Annotated in this window: 15 protein-coding genes; 8 read left to right on the forward strand and 7 right to left on the reverse strand. The window is 66.4% G+C overall.

What is annotated here, in order from left to right; all coding sequences use genetic code 11:
• A complete protein-coding gene (locus tag CSQ99_RS04960) occupies positions 1-543 on the forward strand; it encodes an NUDIX domain-containing protein (RefSeq protein ID WP_099037951.1) in 543 nt (180 codons plus the stop codon).
• 46 nt (positions 544-589) lie between these two features.
• Here CSQ99_RS04960 and CSQ99_RS04965 read toward each other — a convergent pair whose 3' ends face one another.
• Entirely contained in the window at positions 590-1,552 is a 963-nt protein-coding gene (locus tag CSQ99_RS04965; RefSeq protein WP_099037952.1) for a proline dehydrogenase family protein, read from the reverse strand.
• Between the two features lies 1 nt (position 1,553).
• On the reverse strand, positions 1,554-3,182 hold the full coding sequence (pruA, locus tag CSQ99_RS04970; RefSeq protein WP_099037953.1) for an L-glutamate gamma-semialdehyde dehydrogenase: 1,629 nt from the start codon (positions 3,180-3,182) through the stop codon (positions 1,554-1,556).
• Positions 3,183-3,277: 95 nt separating this feature from the next.
• On the opposite strand from pruA, the gene CSQ99_RS04975 reads away from it, so the two are divergent.
• The 4 genes from CSQ99_RS04975 (at position 3,278) to CSQ99_RS04990 (ending at position 8,259) form a co-directional block, all read left to right on the forward strand.
• A complete protein-coding gene (locus CSQ99_RS04975) occupies positions 3,278-4,879 on the forward strand; it encodes a PucR family transcriptional regulator (RefSeq protein ID WP_099037954.1) in 1,602 nt (533 codons plus the stop codon).
• A gap of 90 nt (positions 4,880-4,969) precedes the next feature.
• The gene (locus tag CSQ99_RS04980) at positions 4,970-6,451 is read left to right on the forward strand and encodes a carotenoid oxygenase family protein (protein WP_099037955.1); all 1,482 of its coding nucleotides are present in this window, start codon (positions 4,970-4,972) and stop codon (positions 6,449-6,451) included.
• Positions 6,452-6,460: 9 nt separating this feature from the next.
• On the forward strand, positions 6,461-7,630 hold the full coding sequence (locus CSQ99_RS04985; RefSeq protein ID WP_099037956.1) for a sensor histidine kinase: 1,170 nt from the start codon (positions 6,461-6,463) through the stop codon (positions 7,628-7,630).
• Positions 7,627-8,259 (forward strand): response regulator, encoded by a 633-nt coding sequence (locus CSQ99_RS04990; RefSeq protein ID WP_099037957.1) that lies wholly within the window; start codon positions 7,627-7,629, stop codon positions 8,257-8,259. The genes CSQ99_RS04985 and CSQ99_RS04990 overlap by 4 nt, the downstream gene beginning before the upstream one ends.
• 3 nt (positions 8,260-8,262) lie before the next feature.
• Here the strand turns inward: CSQ99_RS04990 and dapC are convergent, their stop codons facing one another.
• Both dapC and fdxA read right to left on the reverse strand, forming a co-directional pair.
• Positions 8,263-9,399, reverse strand: a complete 1,137-nt coding sequence (gene dapC, locus CSQ99_RS04995; RefSeq protein WP_099038085.1) for a succinyldiaminopimelate transaminase — start codon at positions 9,397-9,399, stop codon at positions 8,263-8,265.
• Positions 9,399-9,722, reverse strand: coding sequence for a ferredoxin (gene fdxA / locus CSQ99_RS05000; protein ID WP_006243040.1), 324 nt, complete (start codon positions 9,720-9,722; stop codon positions 9,399-9,401). The genes dapC and fdxA overlap by 1 nt, the downstream gene beginning before the upstream one ends.
• Positions 9,723-10,033: 311 nt before the next feature.
• Between fdxA and CSQ99_RS05005 the strand changes: the two genes are divergently transcribed.
• The 3 genes from CSQ99_RS05005 to CSQ99_RS05015 all read left to right on the forward strand — a co-directional run bounded on the left by CSQ99_RS05005 (position 10,034) and on the right by CSQ99_RS05015 (position 13,658).
• A complete protein-coding gene (locus CSQ99_RS05005) occupies positions 10,034-10,579 on the forward strand; it encodes a PadR family transcriptional regulator (RefSeq protein ID WP_099038086.1) in 546 nt (181 codons plus the stop codon).
• 8 nt (positions 10,580-10,587) lie between these two features.
• A complete protein-coding gene (locus CSQ99_RS05010) occupies positions 10,588-12,609 on the forward strand; it encodes an NADPH-dependent 2,4-dienoyl-CoA reductase (RefSeq protein WP_099037958.1) in 2,022 nt (673 codons plus the stop codon).
• A gap of 77 nt (positions 12,610-12,686) precedes the next feature.
• Entirely contained in the window at positions 12,687-13,658 is a 972-nt protein-coding gene (locus CSQ99_RS05015; RefSeq protein WP_099037959.1) for an LmeA family phospholipid-binding protein, read from the forward strand.
• A gap of 70 nt (positions 13,659-13,728) precedes the next feature.
• Here the strand turns inward: CSQ99_RS05015 and CSQ99_RS05020 are convergent, their stop codons facing one another.
• From CSQ99_RS05020 to CSQ99_RS05030, 3 genes are all read right to left on the reverse strand, one after another.
• Entirely contained in the window at positions 13,729-14,280 is a 552-nt protein-coding gene (locus CSQ99_RS05020) for a YceI family protein (protein WP_099037960.1), read from the reverse strand.
• 119 nt (positions 14,281-14,399) lie between these two features.
• Entirely contained in the window at positions 14,400-14,861 is a 462-nt protein-coding gene (locus tag CSQ99_RS05025) for a DUF2231 domain-containing protein (RefSeq protein ID WP_099037961.1), read from the reverse strand.
• A 137-nt stretch (positions 14,862-14,998) separates the two neighbouring features.
• Positions 14,999-17,578 carry a bifunctional FO biosynthesis protein CofGH gene (locus CSQ99_RS05030; RefSeq protein WP_099037962.1) on the reverse strand — a complete coding sequence of 860 codons (2,580 nt, stop codon included), beginning with the start codon at positions 17,576-17,578 and terminating at the stop codon, positions 14,999-15,001.
• Positions 17,579-17,583 lie beyond the last annotated feature (5 nt).

Below are 17,583 nucleotides of genomic sequence, written 5' to 3' on the forward strand. Positions count from 1 at the left end.
GTGGATTGGATCGAGAAAGTTGCGTCACGAGAGGTCTATCGGAACAGCTGGTTCTCGCTGCGCGAAGACGATATCCGGCGGCCCGACGGCAGCAACGGCATCTACGCGGTCCTCGACAAGCCGAAGTATGCGCTGGTGATCGCCCGGGACGGCGATCGACTCCACCTGGTCGAACAGTTCCGCTATCCGCTGGGTCTGCGGCGCTGGGAGTTCCCCCAGGGCACGGCGCCGGACCTCAAGGATCTCGAGCCAAACGAGCTCGCCGCCCGGGAACTGCGCGAGGAAACGGGCTTGCGCGCCCAGACGTTGACACTGCTCGGCCAGCTCGACGTGGCGCCGGGTATGACCAGCCAGCGCGGCTGGGTGTTTGTCGCGACAGGACTCACCGAGGGCGAGCACGCGCGCGAGCACGAGGAACAGGACATGCACAGCGCATGGTTTCACCGTGCCGAGGTGGAGCAGATGATGCTCGACGGCGAGATCACCGACGCCCAGTCCATCGCGGCGTATGCGCTGTTCTTGTTGTCCGAACGCCGAGCATGATTCGCAGATTGTGTTGTTCGACGTGCCGCCTCCGCACCGGGGACTGCTAGTGACGGCGCTCGGCCAACGCCCTCAGAAAGAACGTCAGGTTGGCGGGCCGCTCGGCCAGCCGACGCACGAAGTACCCGTACCACTGCGTACCGAACGGCACGTAGACGCGGACATGGTTGCCCTCGGCGGCCAGCCTGCGCTGCTCGGCGTCGCGAATTCCGTAGAGCATCTGGTATTCGAAATCGTCTATGCCCCTGCCGAACTCACGAACAAGAGCCGGTACCGCCCCGATGACCTCTGGATCGTGCGAGGCGACCATCGGATAGCCGTCGCCCGCCATCAGCACCCGCAGGCACCGAAGGTAGGACGCGGTGACGTCCTCGCGATCTCGGTAGGCCACCGACGCGGGCTCGTCGTAGGCACCCTTGCACAGTCGGATGCGCGCACCCGATGCGGCGAACTCTGCGCAGTCACCCTCGGTGCGCCGCAGGTAGGCCTGCAGAACCGTGCCCAGCCACCCGAACTCAGTACGCAAATCACGCACGATGGACAGCGTCGAATCGGTCGTCGTGTGATCCTCGGCGTCCACGGTCACCCACGTCCCGGCGCGTTGCGCCCGCTCGCAGATGGTGTGGGCGTTCTCCAGCGCGATCTTCTCGCCGTCGCGGGGTAAGGCCTGCCCCAGGGCCGACAGCTTCAGTGACACCTCGAGCGGTCGCACGGCGGCCGCGGGCTCCCCACGGTGGTCGAGGGCGTCGAGCAACGTCAGATAGGCCTCAACGGTGGCGCTCGCCGCGTCGACGTCGCTGACGTCCTCGCCGAGGTAGTCGATCGACACCAGACGGTCCGAATCCCTCAACTGCCCAACGGATTCCAGTGCGTCCGCCACCGTTTCACCGGGGACGAAGCGATGCACCACATCCCGGGTGACAGGCAGGCGCTCCGCGGCGCGGCGCATCCCGCCGGACCGGCTGGCCGCCATGATCGCCGGGCGTGCAACCTGCTCGAAGACGCCCATCTCATGCCTCCATGTGCGGGTATTCGTGGTTCGTCGGCGGGACGAACGTCTCCTTGATCGACCGGGCCGACGTCCAGCGCAGCAGATTCAGCGGTGAGCCCGCCTTGTCGTTGGTCCCCGACGCCCGCGAGCCACCGAACGGCTGCTGGCCGACGACCGCTCCGGTCGGCTTGTCGTTGACATAGAAGTTGCCCGCCGCATGACGCAACCGCTGCTGGGCGGTCAGCACTGCCGAACGGTCGTCGGCGATCACCGCTCCGGTCAGCGCGTACCGGGTTCCGGCATCGACGACGTCGATGATGCGCTCGTAGTCGCCATCCGGGTACACGTGGACCGAAAGGATCGGTCCGAAGTACTCGGTGGAGAACGACTCGTCCGCCGGATCGTCGGACAGCAGAACCGTCGGTTTGACGAAATAGCCTTCGCTGTCGTCGTATTCGCCGCCGACGGCAACGGTGACGCCCGCAGCACTCTTGGCACGCTCGATCGCCGTGACGTTCTTCGCGAATGCCCGCTCGTCGATCAGCGCACCACCGAAATTGGTCAGGTCGGTGACGTCGCCGTAGGACAACGCCTCGGTGGCCGAAAGGAAGTCGTCGCCCATCTGCTGCCACACCGACCGGGGTATGAATGCCCGCGATGCCGCCGAACACTTCTGGCCCTGGTAGTCGAATGCGCCGCGGATCAGCGCTGTGCGCAACACATCGGGCCTGGCGGATGTATGAGCCAGCACGAAATCCTTGCCACCGGTCTCTCCGACCAGCCGCGGATAGGTGTGGTAGCGGTCGATGTTGGCGCCCACCTCGCGCCACAGGTGCTGGAATGTCGCCGTCGACCCCGTGAAGTGGATCCCGGCAAGTCGCGGATCGGCAAGCGCCACATCGGAAACCGCAACCCCGTCACCGGTCAGCAGATTGATGACACCCGGCGGCAGGCCGGCCGCCTCGAGTAGCTGCATGGTCAGGTATGCGGCGAATGTCTGCGTGGGCGACGGCTTCCACACCACGGTATTGCCCATCAGCGCAGGCGCGGTCGGCAGATTGCCCGCGATCGCGGTGAAGTTGAACGGTGTGATGGCGTAGACGAATCCCTCTAGGGGCCGATAGTCGGTGCGGTTCCATACGCCACGCACACTGATGGGCTGCTGCGCCTGGATCTCGCGGGCGAACTCGACGTTGAACCGCCAGAAGTCGATCAGTTCACACGCCGCGTCGATCTCGGCCTGATAGGCAGTCTTGGACTGGCCCAGCATCGTGGCCGCGCACAACTTCTCCCGCCAGGGTCCGGCGAGCAGGTCTGCGGCGCGAAGGAAGACCGCGGCGCGCTCGTCGAACGGGGTGGCTTCCCAGCCTGGCTTGGCGGCGATCGCCGCATCGATGGCGGCCGTCGCATCGGCATGCTCTGCGTTGGTGAAGGTGCCCAGTCGTGCGCTGTGGCGGTGCGGCTGAACCACGTCGGTGCGGGTCCCCCCACCCATACGGTGGGCGCCGCCGATGACGTGGGGCAGCTCTCTCGGGTCGGCGGCCAGCGTTTTCAGGGCCTCGGTGAGCCGCGAGCGCTCCGGAGAGCCGGGTGCGTATTCGTGGACCGGCTCGTTGGCAGGCGAGGGCACGTCGGTGATGGCGTCCATGCACCAAGGATCCCCGCTGACGCCGTTGCTAACCGATGGCTGATCGGACAAATAGTATCTAGCTCTATAGTTGGATCGGACAAAGGAGCGCGTAGATGACCGCACCGTCCTCCGGCCTCGGGCTCGGTCAGCTGCTGCTGGCCCTGGACCGCACGATGGTCACGCTGGTCGAGGCCCCCCGCGGCCTGGATATGCCGGTCGGCTCGGTCGCCCTCGTCGACGCCGACGACGTCCGGTTGGGTCTGTCGGTCGGCGCCGGTTCCGCGGATCTCTTCTTCCTGTTGGGCGTCGCCGACGCCGAGGCCGTGCGCTGGCTCGAGCAGCAGTTCGCCGGGACCGGAAGGGTGCCGACGGCCATCTTCGTCAAGGAACCCAGCGAGGCTGCGGTGGCTCGGGCCGTCGCACTCGGCACAGCGGTGGTGGCCGTCGATACGCGGGCGCGTTGGGAATCGCTGTACCGGCTTGTCAACCACGCCTTCGAACACCACGGCGACGGGGGCGACCGTGACTCGGGGACCGATCTGTTCGGGCTCGCCCAGTCGATCGCGGACCGCACCCGAGGCATGGTCAGCATCGAAGACGACCAGTCGCATGTACTCGCGTATTCGGCGTCCAGCGGCGAAGCAGACGAACTGCGCCGGTTGACCATCCTGGGCCGTGCCGGTCCGCCCGAACACTTGGAGTGGATCGGCCAGTGGGGCATCTTCGACGCGTTGCGCGCAGGCGGTGCCGTGGTGCGGGTCGCCGAGCGGCCCGAACTCGGCCTGCGCCCACGGCTGGCTGTCGGCATTCACGTTCCGAGTGCCGACGCGCGCCGTCCGGCGGCGTTCGGGGGGACGATCTGGTTGCAGCAGGGGTCCGCACCGCTGGCCGACGACGCCGAGGAGATTCTGCGCGGAGGCGCGGTGCTGGCCGCCCGGGTCATGGCGCGGCTCGCGTCGACGCCGTCGACCCATGCGGTGCAGGTGACCGAACTGCTCGGGCTTGCCGGCGACGACGTCGACGTCGCCGCGATCGCGCGAGAGCTGGGGATCACCGCCGACGGCCGGGCGGCGCTCGTCGGATTCCAGGCGTTCCCGGGTGGCCCTCGGTCCGAAGGGTCTGCACCCACCGGTGTCATTGCGTTGAGCGCCAGTGCTTTTCGCGCCGATGCCCAGACGGTGTCGTTCGGTCGGCGGGTCTACGTCTTGTTACCCAAGATCGGTGCACCGTCATCGGTGATGTCGTGGGTGCGTGGTGTCGTGGCGGCGATGCATCGCGAACTCGGCCTGACCCTTCGCGCCGTCGTCGCTGCACCGCTCGGCGGACTGGCGGGCGCCGCTCCGGCCCGGATCGAGGTCGACCGCGTGCTCGACAGTGCGGATCGCCACCCCGGCGCGATCGCACAAATCACCTCGCTGGACGAGGCGCACACCACCGTGCTCCTGGACGAGATCGTGTCACACGTGGCCCAGCGACCCAGACTGGTCGATCCCCGCGTGCGGCTGTTGCGCGATGAGGACCCGATCCTGGCCGAGACGCTGAAGGCCTATCTGGACGGTTTCGGCGACGTATCCGCCGTCGCCGAGCACCTGCATGTGCACCCGAACACCGTGCGATACCGGGTCCGGCGCATCGAAAAGTTGATGTCCACCTCGCTGGAGGATCCCGACGTGCGGTTGGTGCTTACGCTCGGATTGCGGGCCACCGAGCGATAGCCCCAGGTCGGCTGTCAACCGATCGAGGGACACCGAAGTTCATCCGTCAAGGCGTCGCGCGAACCCCGCCTTCAGGCGCACGATGGCCTCATGACGACAGCAGTCCCTGTCCGCGAGACAGAGAACCCGTACCTGAACGGAAACTTCGCTCCGGTGCGCGAGGAGATCACGGCCCTCGACCTCGACGTCACGGGCACGATTCCGGAGTACCTCGACGGGCGCTATCTGCGCATCGGCCCGAATCCGATCGGCGAGGTGGACCCCGCCCGCTACCACTGGTTCCTCGGGTCGGGAATGGCACATGGTCTGCGGCTGCGCGACGGTAGGGCGCACTGGTACCGCAACCGGTGGGTGAGGTCCGCGGACGTCGCGCGCAAGTTGGGCGAGCCCTGGCGTGGCGGTCCTATCGAAGGCGGGTTCGACTTCGCGGCGAACACCAACATCATCGGGCAGGGCGGCAGGACGCTGGCGATCGTCGAGGCCGGAGCGCGTCCCTACGAGCTGACCGACGAACTGGAAACCGTTGGACCGTCCGACTTTTGCGGCACGCTCTTCGCCGGATACAGCGCCCACCCCAAGCGGGACCCGCTAACCGGTGAACTGCACGCGGTCTCCTACAACCCGATGCGCGGAAACATCGTGCAGTACACGGTGACCGGAGTCGACGGGAAAGTCCGTCGCACGGTGGACATCCGACTGAGGGCGCAGACGATGATGCACGACTTCTCGCTGACCGAGAAGTATGTCGTTCTCTACGACCTTCCGGTGGCGTTGGACTTCGGCTCGAAACTGCACAGCAGACCGGCCAAGACCGTCGCGACACTGTTGACCCGGTTCGCCGAACGGCACGCCGCACCGGACTTCTTCCTGCGCGCGGCGATGCGCGGGTCGGCGCGCGGAGGGGGCGGCCCGTCCGGAATGCCGTACCGCTGGGCCCCTGAACGGCAGGCCCGCGTCGGCGTGATGCCGCGCGAGGGCACCGCGGCCGACATCCGCTGGTTCGAGGTGAACTCGTGCTATGTGTTCCATCCGCTCAACGCCTACGACGACGGCGACCAGGTGGTGCTGGACATCGTGCGGCACGCGTCAGTGTTCGCTTCGGGCCATGCGCTCGTGCCGGGCCACCCAACGTTGGATCGGTGGACGGTCAACCTGACCGCGGGCAAGGTCGCCGAGGAACGCATCGACGACACGTCGCAGGAGTTCCCTCGGGTCGACGAGCGACGGGTCGGACGCCGGTATCGCTACGGATACTCGGTCGGCTTCTCGGGAGAGAAGGAGGGGATCTCGGAGCCCAACGCGATCCTCAAGGTCGACGTCACCACGCGACGCACCCAGTCCCACGTGTTCGGGGCAGGCCGCGAACCCGGCGAGTTCGTCTTCGTCCCCACCAGCGCCGACGCCGCCGAAGACGACGGCGTGGTGATGGGGTTCGTCTACGACAAATCCTCCGACCGCAGCGACCTGGTTCTCCTCGACGGCCAGACCATGGAAACGGTGGCGACCGTGCACCTTCCGGCCCGGGTGCCGCACGGTTTCCACGGCAACTGGGTACCGACGGCGGAGGACTAAAGTCGCCGCATGGGTGTGGACGGTCCGCGCGGCGCCGAGTGGCATTGGCTGTGGATGGTCTATGTCGTCGGTGTCGGTGCGGCGGCCATGTTCGCGGTGGTCGTGCTCGATCATCGATTTCCGGGAACCGCACCGGTAGCCATCGCTGCGATCGCGGGCATGATGCTCTGCGTAGTGACGTTGGGCCGCAGGATCTTTATCCTGCCTGAAAACAGCTGGGCTGCAGCATTATTCGTCGGAGTTGTGGTGGCTCTGTGGACCCTCGCGCTGTGGGCTTCTCCGGTTGCAGTGGCGGCGGTGCCGACGCTCTACCCAATTGTGTTCGCGACATTGACGCTGCGCGCCGCGTTGGTGACCACCACGGCGATCAACCTGATCCCCCTGACCCTGGTCATAGTCAGGGAAGGAATTCGGTCGCCGAATATCGGTATCGCCATTGCCTTTACGTTCATTGGCGTCATCATCGCGCCGGTGATCGGCACCGTGATCATCACGTCGATGCGGCAGCGTAGACAGCTGGCGGCACTGGTCGGCGAACTCGCGGCCACGCGCGCCGAGAGCGCCCGCCTGTCACGAGAGGCGGGCACCGCTGCCGAACGAGAACGACTGGCCCGCGAGATCCACGACACGCTCGCCCAGGGGTTCACCAGCATCGTCATGCTCGCCCAGGCCGTCGAACCCGAGTTGGAATCCGATACCGCGAAGGCGAAAAGACACGTCGAATTGATTGCTGCCACCGCACGGGAAAACCTTGCCGAAGCACGGGCAATGGTGGCCGAACTCACGCCGAGCCCCCTCGAAGAGCCACTGCCCGCCGCCATCCAGCGTCAGTGTGACCGGCTCGCGGCAGAGACCGACGCGCTCGTGACCGTGCACATCGCCGGCGACGTGCCACCCCAGAGCATGGCCTCCGATGTGGTGCTGCTGCGTGCCGTGCAGGAGGCCTTCGCCAATATCCGCAAGCACGCGCACGCCAGCGCCGTCACGGTTGAGCTGTCGCCCTCGGATTCAGGAGTCCGGCTTACGGTGACGGACAACGGCATTGGACTGAACCGCGGACAGATCGAGGGCTTCGGACTGCGTGGGATGCGCGCCCGGGTGGCGCAGGTGGGCGGCGCGGTGAGCGTCTCGGCGGCCGCAGGCGGCGGGACGACGCTGACGGTCGAGGTGCCTTCGTGACCGCCGCCGCCACGAAGGTGTTGCTGGTCGACGATCATCCTGTGGTTCGTGAGGGGCTGCGCGGCATGATCGACGCCGAAGGCGACCTCACCGTCGTGGGCGAGGCGGGCTCCGGTGCCGAGGCGATTGCCATGGCCGAAGCCCTGCGGCCCGATGTCATTCTCATGGATCTGCGGATGCCGGACACCGACGGTGTGACGGCGACCGAGCGGATACTCGCACTGCTGCCCGGGACACGCATCGTCGTCGTCACCACCTACGAGTCCGACACCGACATCCTGCGCGCGGTTGAGGCAGGCGCAGCCGGGTATCTGTTGAAGGACGTGTCCCGCGCCGAACTCGCGCAAGCAGTTCGTGACGCGGCGCGCGGGAAGACGGTATTGGCGCCGACGGTTGCCGATCGACTGGTTCGCTTTGTGCGCCAACCCGCTTCAGCGGCGTTGTCCATGCGGGAGATCGAGGTGCTGGGCCTGGTGTCCACCGGTAAGACCAACGCCGAGATCGGACGCGCATTGCATATCAGCGAGGCGACCGTCAAGACTCATCTGCTGCGGACCTTCAACAAGCTCGGCGTTTCGGACCGCACCGCAGCTGTGACGACCGCGATGTCGATGGGTCTGCTCGGATGAGCACTACGCCGTAAGTCGTTGTACGGCAGCGGCCATCCGTTCATCGGTCGCGGTCAACGCGACCCGGACATGCTGTGCGCCTGAAGGACCGTAGAACTCGCCGGGCGCCACCAGGATCCCGCGTTGCGCCAGCCAGTTCGCCGTGTCGCGGCATGCCTCGCCGCGCGTGGCCCAGATGTACAGCCCTGCTTCGGAATGATCGACGGTCAGCCCGGCCGACTGCAGGGCGGGCATGAGCGTAGCCCTGCGCCGCTCGTAACGGCCGCGCTGCTCACGTTCGTGGTCGTCGTCGTCGAGTGCGGCAACCATCGCAGCCTGCACCGGCGTCGGCACCATCATCCCTGCGTGCTTGCGCACGGCCAGCAACTCGGCGAGCACCGACGGATCGCCGGCGACGAACCCGGCGCGGTAGCCCGCCAGCGACGACGTCTTCGACAGCGAGTGGATGGCGAGCAGTCCGGTGTGGTCGCCGTCGCAGACCGACGGATGCAGCACCGAGATCGGCTCGCCGTCCCAGCCCAGCCCTAGGTAGCACTCGTCGGAGGCGAGGAGTACACCTCGGTCTCGCGCCCAGCCGACCACCTTGCGCAGGTGGTCGACGCCCAGCACCTTGCCGGTCGGATTGCTCGGTGAGTTCAGGTAGACCAGCGCGGGCGACTGCGGGCCCAGCTGAGTCAGTGAATCCGCACGCACGAAAGGTGTTCCTGCCAGCCGCGCCCCGACTTCGTATGTTGGATAAGCCAATTCCGGCACCACGACCAGATCATCGGGTGTGAGGCCGAGCAGTGTGGGCAACCAGGCGATGAGCTCCTTGGTGCCGATCACCGGCAGCACGGCTTCGTCGGTCAAACCGGTGACTCCGTATCGGCGTTGCAGCGCCGCCGCCGCGGAGGCCCGCAACGCGGGCGAGCCCGCCGTCGTCGGGTAGCCGGGTGCCGAACTGGCCGCGGCCAGCGCGTCACGGATGACCGGAGCCACCTCGTCCACGGGGGTGCCGACCGAAAGGTCGACGATGCCGTCGGGGTGCGACCGGGCGAGCGCGGTGACGTCAGCCAGGGTGTCCCAGGGGAACACAGGCAAAGACGCCGAACGGAGCCGTCGCGCCGCCTCGCTACGCTCCGCGGACTGCCGAGCCGTTATCAGTCCTCGCCTTGGGGCGGCAGATCCTTGACCACCTGGGGATCGTTGTCGGTCTGGCCGACTTTGGACGCGCCACCGGGGGATCCGAGTTCGCCGAAGAAGTCGGCGTTGATCTGCGTGTAGCTGGACCACTGGTCCGGCACATCGTCCTCGTAATAGATGGCCTCGACCGGGCAGACCGGCTCGCAGGCACCGCAGTCCACGCACTCATCGGGGTGGATGTACAGCATGCGTGCGCCCTCATAAATGCAGTCGACAGGGCATTCCTCGATACACGCCTTGTCTTTGATGTCGACGCAGGGTTCGGCAATCGTGTACGTCACAGGTTGCTCCTCGATCTCCTGTCCAATGGGGCTGCCATCTCGGGTCAAGGCCCATGAGTTCTGAGCAAGTATGCGTAATACATACCTGGACGGTCGTCTCAGTGTGCCCTAACTTTACGCGCCGCCCGGTTAAGGGTGGCGCGTGGTTACTGATACTAGACGTCGCAGATACACCTAGACCAGTCGCCACACCCATCATGTCAGCGCGCTGATCGAGTGCTCAGCGTGGCTGCACGAGCGTCGACATCGTATGCGCCTGAGTGCAGTGCAACAAGTTGCATATCCGGCCCTCGGCGTCCTACGCTGCGCAGGTGGCCCTGCCCCACGCGATTCTCGTCGCGCTGTGCGAGCAATCCGGATCCGGATACGAGCTCGCCCGGCGGTTCGACCGGTCCATCGGATACTTCTGGGCAGCCACTCACCAGCAGATCTACCGCACGCTGCGGGCGATGGAGGATGACGGCTGGGTGCACGTCACGCCGGTCACCCAGCAGGGCAGGCCGGACAAGAAGGTGTACACGGTGTCCGACGCCGGCCGTGTCGAACTCGCCCGCTGGATCGCCGAACCGCTGTCGGGTCGCGGGAGCACGGTGGCGGACAACCGCACCCGGGACCTGGCGGTCAAGGTGCGCGGCATCGAGCACGGTGACATGGACGCGCTGCGCGCGCAGGTCGCGTCGCTACGTGCCGAGCGGGCCGAATTACTCGATGCGTATCGGGGATTCGAGAAGCGTCAGTTTCCCGACCCCGGCGCGTTGAGCGGCGCAACCCTGCACCAATACCTCGTGCTGCGCGGCGGAATCCGCGCGGAAGAGAGCGCCATCGACTGGCTCGACGAAGTGATCGCAGCCCTTTAAGGACGAGGATGAGACGTAGCCCCCCTTATCCATACCTGTTGTCGCCGTTGGACCTCGGCTTCACCACCTTGCGTAATCGCGTGGTCATGGGATCGATGCACACCGGCCTGGAGGATCGCGCGCGTGACACCGACCGGCTTGCGGCGTATTTCGCCGAGCGCGCCCGCGGCGGCGTCGGGCTGATCATCACCGGCGGTTACGCGCCGAACCGAACCGGCTGGTTGCTACCGTTCGCGGCGCAGATGGTGTCCTCGTCGGATGCCCGTCGTCATCGCAGGATCACCGCTGAGGTGCACGGGGCCGGCGGCAAGATTCTGCTGCAGATCTTGCACGCGGGACGTTATGCGTATCATCCGTTTTCGGTCAGTGCATCCTCGATCAAGGCGCCGATCAACCCGTTCAAGCCGCGCGCGTTGCGAGACGTCGAAGGCACGATCGATGACTTCGTGAAGTGCGCGCTGCTGGCCCGCGACGCGGGCTACGACGGCGTGGAGATCATGGGCAGCGAGGGTTACCTGCTCAACCAGTTCCTGGCGCCGCGCACCAACAAGCGCAGAGACAAGTGGGGTGGCACGGCGGAGAATCGGCGGCGGTTCCCCGTCGAGATCGTGCGCCGTACCCGCGCGGCCGTCGGCCGTGACTTCATCATCTGTTACCGGATGTCGATGGCCGACTACGTCGAGGACGGGCAGAGCTGGGACGAAATCGTATCGCTGGCAAGAGAAGTCGAAAAGTCGGGAGCGACGATCATCAACGCCGGCTTCGGTTGGCACGAGGCCCGGGTGCCAACGATCGTCACCTCCGTTCCCAACAGTGCGTTCGTCGATATCAGCAACGCGATGGCCGAACTCGTCAGCATTCCGGTGGTCGCATCGAACCGGATCAACATGCCGCAGGCCGCCGAGCGCATTCTCGCCGACGGACACGTCGCGCTGATCTCGATGGCGCGGCCGCTGCTGTCCGATCCGGACTGGGTACGCAAGGCAGAGGCGGACGCCGCCGATGAGATCAACACGTGCATCGCGTGCAATCAGGCCTGTTTGGACCACGCATTCGCGCACAAGACGGTGTCGTGCCTGCTGAACCCGCGCGCGGGTCACGAGACGAAGCTGGTGCTCGGTCCGACGCGTCGGGCCAAGCGCGTCGCGGTGGTGGGGGCGGGACCCGCTGGATTGTCCACCGCGGTGAGCGCGGCGCAGTGCGGCCATCGGGTGACGTTGTTCGAGGCCGGTGACGTCGTCGGCGGTCAGTTCGACTTGGCCCGAAGGATTCCCGGCAAGGAGGAGTTCAGCGAGGCGCTGCGCTACTACACGCGCATGCTCGACAAATACGACGTCGATGTGCGGCTACGCACACGGGCGGAAGCCGACGAACTGGCCGGCTTCGACGAGGTGGTGCTCGCGACCGGGGTGTCGCCGCGGATGCCCGACATTCCCGGTATCGACCACCCAATGGTGCTCTCCTACCCGGAAGCCATCACCGGTTCGCCGGTCGGTAAGACGGTGGCCGTCGTGGGCGCGGGCGGAATCGGGTTCGACGTGAGCGAGTTCCTCGTCACCGACGAGTCATCAACGCTGAACCTGAAAGAGTGGAAGGCCGAATGGGGTGCGGCCGACCCGCAAGAGGTGCGTGGTGCGCTGACGACTCCGATCCCATCGCCAGCGGCCCGCGAGGTGTACCTGCTGCAGCGGACGAAAGGCCCGCAGGGCAAGGGGCTGGGCAAGACGTCGGGCTGGGTCCACCGGGCCTCGCTGAAGGCCAAAGGCGTGCAACAGCTGTCGGGCGTGAACTACGAACGTATCGACGACGATGGCTTGCACATCACCTTCGGATCCGATCGGTCGAGTCCGCGCGTGCTCGCGGTCGACAACGTGGTGATCTGCGCCGGCCAGGAGTCGGTACGCGATCTCGAGGACGCATTGCGCGCCAAGGGCGTCGACCCGCACGTCATCGGCGGTGCGGCCGTGGCCGCAGAACTCGATGCCAAGCGAGCGATCAGGCAGGGCACCGAACTGGCGGCGCGGCTGTAGCTCGGGGCCCGCATTAAGAATCTTCCAAGCGCGTGCGCTCAGTCTTCCATCAACGCCACTAGCCGGAAGACCAGGACATGACCTACCCGATGTACGCCCAAAACACGCTGCATACTGCGCCGACGCAGGCCTTCCATACTGCGCCGACACAGACCTTTCACACCCTGCCCACGCAGGCCTGGTCCAGTCAGGTGGCTCCGCCGGCCCCGCCTGCACCACCGCAACCGATCACCAAACGCAAACGCTCTCGCGGTCCGGTCACACTCCTGCTCGTCACAGTCATCGTGCTCACCATCGCCGCCGGGGGCCTACTCGGCGCCGAGCTCTACGCGCGCACGGTAGCCGTCGACAAGATCAAGTCGGCCACCGCGTGCTTCATCGAGGCTTCCGAGGACTCCGTGGACGTGTCGTTCGAGACCTCGCCGCCGGTTCTCATGCAGTACTTCAACGACAGCTACACCGGGTTCACCATCACAACGAACGGCTCTCACATTCTCAGCGCCGAAGGCATGACCGCGAACATCGCTGTCGACGACGTCGAGACGAAAGGTGGCGTGAACGGGCAGGGCACCGTCGGCGCCATCGACGCGACCGTCGACTGGACGAACGAAGGGATGCGGAAATCTGCCAACACCGCTCTCAAGGAGGCCATCGACGAATACCTCGAGGGCAGCTTCCTGAGTTTCCTGGGCGACTGGATCTCGACCGACGACGTCGTGACAGGCATCCGGACCGATCCTTCGACCGGGATCGTCACCTTGGCGGGGATGTTCGACAGCAGTATCGCCGTCAAACCCGAGACGACAGCCGACGGCGGAATCAAGCTGGAAATCCAGCCCGACGGATTCACGCTCGGCGGAGACCTGGATCTGCCTGCCGAAGACCTGCAGTCCAAGCTCGACGAGATGACGAGCGAACTCACCGACAACGAGTACAACCTCCGCGCGGATTCGCTCGAAGTCACGGATAGCGGAGTGACGGCCGAGTTCTCGGCAAGCGACATCGATATCCCGGCAAGCGACGGCGCAGGCGGCTGCTTCGAGATGTGAGCACCAAACGCAGCCGGCGCGTCTGCAGGATCTCGTCCGCCTGCAGGCGCGCCAGCTTTGGTGCTCGTGCTTACGCCTGCTTGAGCGCCTCGATCTCGAGCGTGATGGTGACCTTATCGCCGACCACGGTGCCGCCGGTCTCCAGCGGCATGTCGATGTCGATACCGAAGTCCTTGCGGTTCAACACCACCGATGCCTCAAAGCCTGCGACCTCGCCGTGCCCCATGCCGGGGTTGACGCCGTTGAACTCCAGCTCGAGGGTGACCGGCTTGGTGACGCCCTTGAGGGTGAAGTCGCCGTCGACGAGGAAGGTGTCCCCATTGGGCCGGACACCGGTCGAGGCGAAGTTGGCGGTCGGATACTGCTCGGCGTCGAAGAAGTCCGCTGACCGCACGTGGGCGTCGCGCTGCTCATTGCGGGTGTTGATGGAGTCGACGGCGATCTCGGCGGTCACCGACGGGGTGCCGTCCTCGGCGACGACGATCGCGCCGCTGAAGGTGTCGAAGGTGCCTCGCACCTTGCTCACCATGAGGTGACGTACGGAGAATCCGACGGTCGAGTGCACGGGATCGATCGCCCATGTACCCGTGGCGAGCTGGGCGGTTCCGGTGGCTGCGGTCATGCTCGTTAACTCCTTGTTCAGAGCGCCGGCCTCCCCGGCACCTTCAAAGGAAGTAAACGGACTGCGGTCCGAATGTATTCCGGACCGGCGCCCGGGACTGGAAGCAGCAGCCAGCAGAGTCAGCCCCTATCGCCCCAGACGGTCTCCGCGCCGGAGTGGCCGATCCGAACTACCGCAACGATCGAGGACACCCCCACCACAAGCGCAACGACGGCGAGCACTATGGTCGCGGCCTTCCGCGGTTTGTCCGACCGGCTTTCCGCCCAGTGCAGCGCCGCCAACGCCAGCGCGACGATCAGCATGGCGACCGAGAAGTAGATCATCCACTCTCCGCGCTCGGCATGTTCCAGCAGAATCGGCCGCGGTGGCCCGCCTTCTTCCAGCAGCCACTCGCCTGCCGTCGTCGTCAACGGGGTAAGCACCGTGGTCACTGCGGCGAAGACCAGCACCAGCCACACCAGCCGACGCCGGGCCGCGGGCCAGAACGCGCACAAGATTTCCAGCAGCGCGGTCAGGGGTGCGAGTACCACGATGCCGTGCACCAGTAGCGCGTGGGCGGGAATTCCAGAGATGGTGTCCATTGCACTCCCGGTGTCGACGACGGCCCACCCAAGGTATACACGGTCAGAAGTCAGGAACGCCGAAACGCAGTATTACGGTTGAATTGCGTAAAGCCCAACTACCGCAGCGTATTTCGGTGACCGGTGGTTAGGTAAGGCTAGGCAGCCAGCGGCGCGTACGTCGTGGAGCGCTGCCGCGCCGGACGGCCGATGCCCTCGGCGATCGACGTGAGCTCCTCGACGCTCTTGGCCGAGCCGAACTCCGAACCGGCCATCCGCGAGATGGTCTCCTCCATCAACGTGCCGCCCAGATCGTTGGCGCCGCCGTTGAGCATCACCTGGGTGCGTTCGGTGCCGAGCTTGACCCAGCTGGTCTGGATGTTGGAGATCCTGCCGTGCAACATGATCCGCGCCAGCGCATGCACAGCGCGGTTGTCGCGATGCGTGGGCCCGGGCCGTGCCCCGCCTGCCAGGTAGAGCGGCGAACTCTGGTGCACGAACGGCAGCGGCACGAACTCGGTGAAACCGCCGGTGCGGTCCTGGATCTCGCGCAGCACGCGGAGGTGGCCGACCCAGTGCCGCGGCGTGTCGACGTGGCCGTACATCATCGTCGAACTGGACCGCAGCCCGACTTCGTGTGCGGTGGTGACGACCTCGATCCACATCGACGTCGGCAGCTTGCCCTTCGTCAGCACCCAGCGGACCTCGTCATCGAGGATCTCGGCGGCCGTACCGGGGATCGAGCCGAGGCCGGCCTCACGAAGCTCGGTGAGCCAGTCGCGGATGCTTGAACCGCTCTTGGTCACTCCGTTGGCGATCTCCATCGGCGAGAACGCGTGCACATGCATCGATGGCACCCGCGCCTTGACCGCCCGCACCAGATCGGCGTAGCCGGTCACCGGTAGCTCCGGGTCGATACCACCCTGCATGCACACCTCGGTCGCGCCTGCGACGTGCGCTTGCCACGCCCGTTCGGCAACGTCGTCGACCGAGAGCGAGAACGCGTCTGCGTCGCCCTTGCGCTGCGCGAAGGCGCAGAACCGGCAGCCGGTGTAGCAGATGTTGGTGAAGTTGATGTTGCGGTTGACGACGAAGGTCACATCGTCGCCAACGACATCGCGCCGCAATGAGTCTGCAAGTGCAGCAACAGCATCCATCGCAGGACCGTCCGCCATCGCGAGCGCCAGGTATTCGTCGTCGGACAGTCCGGCCGGGTCACGCTCGGCGGAACGCAACGCCGAAAGCACGTCGGTGTCAATGCGTTCCGGTGCCTGGGCCGCCAGTTCGTGCACCTTCTCGCGGATCGACTCCCAGTCGCCGAACGCGCTACCCAGATCGCTGCGCGTCTCGGTGAGCCGGCCCGAGTCGTCGATGGCCGAGTGAAGGTCGGTTCGGCCAAGGGATTCGGTCGCCTCATCTGGCTCCTGCCACGGCAGTCCGACGGGGTTGACGTCGCGTGCCAGACCGCTATCCGGGTCGGCCAGCGCGTCGACGTGCCCACGCACCCGCGGATCGATCCACGCGGCGCCGCCCTGCACATACTGCGGCTGTGCCGTCAACCGCTGCACCAGGTCGTAGCCGGCCTCGGCCGTGACCGCGGACAACTCATCGAGTGCGGGCCACGGCCGCTCCGGGTTGACGTGATCCGGGGTCAGCGGCGACACGCCGCCCCAGTCGTCGACTCCCGCGCCGATCAGCGCGAGGCACTCCTGCCGCGACACCAGGTTCGGCGGTGCCTGGATACGCACCTTGGGTCCCATCACCAGGCGCGTGACCGCCACCGTCGCGACGAAGTCATCGAAGCCAGCATCCGGCGTCGCCGCCATCGCGGTGTGGTCCTTGGCCCGGAAGTTCTGCACGATCACTTCCTGAACGTGTCCGAACTCCTTGTGCGAACGCCGGATCGCATGGATGGTGTCGGCGCGCTCGGCAAGGGTCTCCCCGATCCCGACCAGCAGTCCCGTCGTGAACGGGATCGACAGGCGGCCCGCGTCGGCCAACGTGCGCAGCCTGACCTCTGGATCCTTGTCCGGGCTGCCGTAATGGGCCAGGCCCTTGGTCTCGAACAACCGCCGCGATGTGGTCTCCAGCATCATGCCCATCGACGGCGCCACCGGCTTGAGCCGAGACAACTCCGACCAGCTCATGACGCCCGGGTTCAGATGCGGCAGCAGCCCGGTCTCCTCCAGTACCCGGATGGCCATCGCCCGCACGTAGTCCAGTGTCGAATCGTAGCCACGCTCGTCCAGCCACTGCCGTGCCTCGTCCCACCGCGCCTCAGGGCGGTCGCCGAGCGTGAACAACGCCTCCTTGCAACCCAATTCGGCGCCGCGACGCGCGACTTCGAGGATCTCGTCGGGCTCCATGTACATGCCGGCGCCCTCTGCCCGCAGTTTGCCGGGGACCGTGACGAACGTGCAGTAGTGGCAGGTGTCACGGCACAGATGGGTGACGGGAATGAACACCTTGCGCGAGTAACTCACCGGTAGCCGCCCATCGGGTCCGCGTCGGCCGGCGGCCTCGAGACCGGCATCACGGACCCGGGCGGCGCTGGCGCACAAGTCCACGAGGTCATCCCCGCGGGCGGTCATCGCGATCGCGGCTTCCTCGACGTTGAGAGCCACACCGTCGCGGGCTCGTCGCAGCACGCGACGCAGGCCCGCAGGACTGGGCGTGCCGGACTTCGGTGGGACCACCGGGCTGGGGAGATCGGCGCCGTGCTGGGGGTTCAGAGCCACTCCCG

The sequence above is a fragment of the Mycobacterium neglectum genome, assembly GCF_002591975.1.
Classification (GTDB): Bacteria; Actinomycetota; Actinomycetes; order Mycobacteriales; family Mycobacteriaceae; genus Mycobacterium; species Mycobacterium neglectum.

Bases quoted from the DNA above. Each gene is read 5' to 3' on its own strand.
- pruA (WP_099037953.1), bottom strand. From the start codon at position 3,182: ATGGACGCCATCACCGACGTGCCCTCGCCTGCCAACGAGCCGGTCCAC.
- CSQ99_RS05020 (WP_099037960.1), bottom strand. From the start codon at position 14,280: ATGACCGCAGCCACCGGAACCGCCCAGCTCGCCACGGGTACATGGGCG.
- CSQ99_RS05025 (WP_099037961.1), bottom strand. From the start codon at position 14,861: ATGGACACCATCTCTGGAATTCCCGCCCACGCGCTACTGGTGCACGGC.
- CSQ99_RS05015 (WP_099037959.1), top strand. From the start codon at position 12,687: ATGACCTACCCGATGTACGCCCAAAACACGCTGCATACTGCGCCGACG.
- CSQ99_RS04965 (WP_099037952.1), bottom strand. From the start codon at position 1,552: ATGGGCGTCTTCGAGCAGGTTGCACGCCCGGCGATCATGGCGGCCAGC.
- CSQ99_RS05010 (WP_099037958.1), top strand. From the start codon at position 10,588: ATGAGACGTAGCCCCCCTTATCCATACCTGTTGTCGCCGTTGGACCTC.
- CSQ99_RS04975 (WP_099037954.1), top strand. From the start codon at position 3,278: ATGACCGCACCGTCCTCCGGCCTCGGGCTCGGTCAGCTGCTGCTGGCC.
- CSQ99_RS04985 (WP_099037956.1), top strand. From the start codon at position 6,461: ATGGGTGTGGACGGTCCGCGCGGCGCCGAGTGGCATTGGCTGTGGATG.
- CSQ99_RS04980 (WP_099037955.1), top strand. From the start codon at position 4,970: ATGACGACAGCAGTCCCTGTCCGCGAGACAGAGAACCCGTACCTGAAC.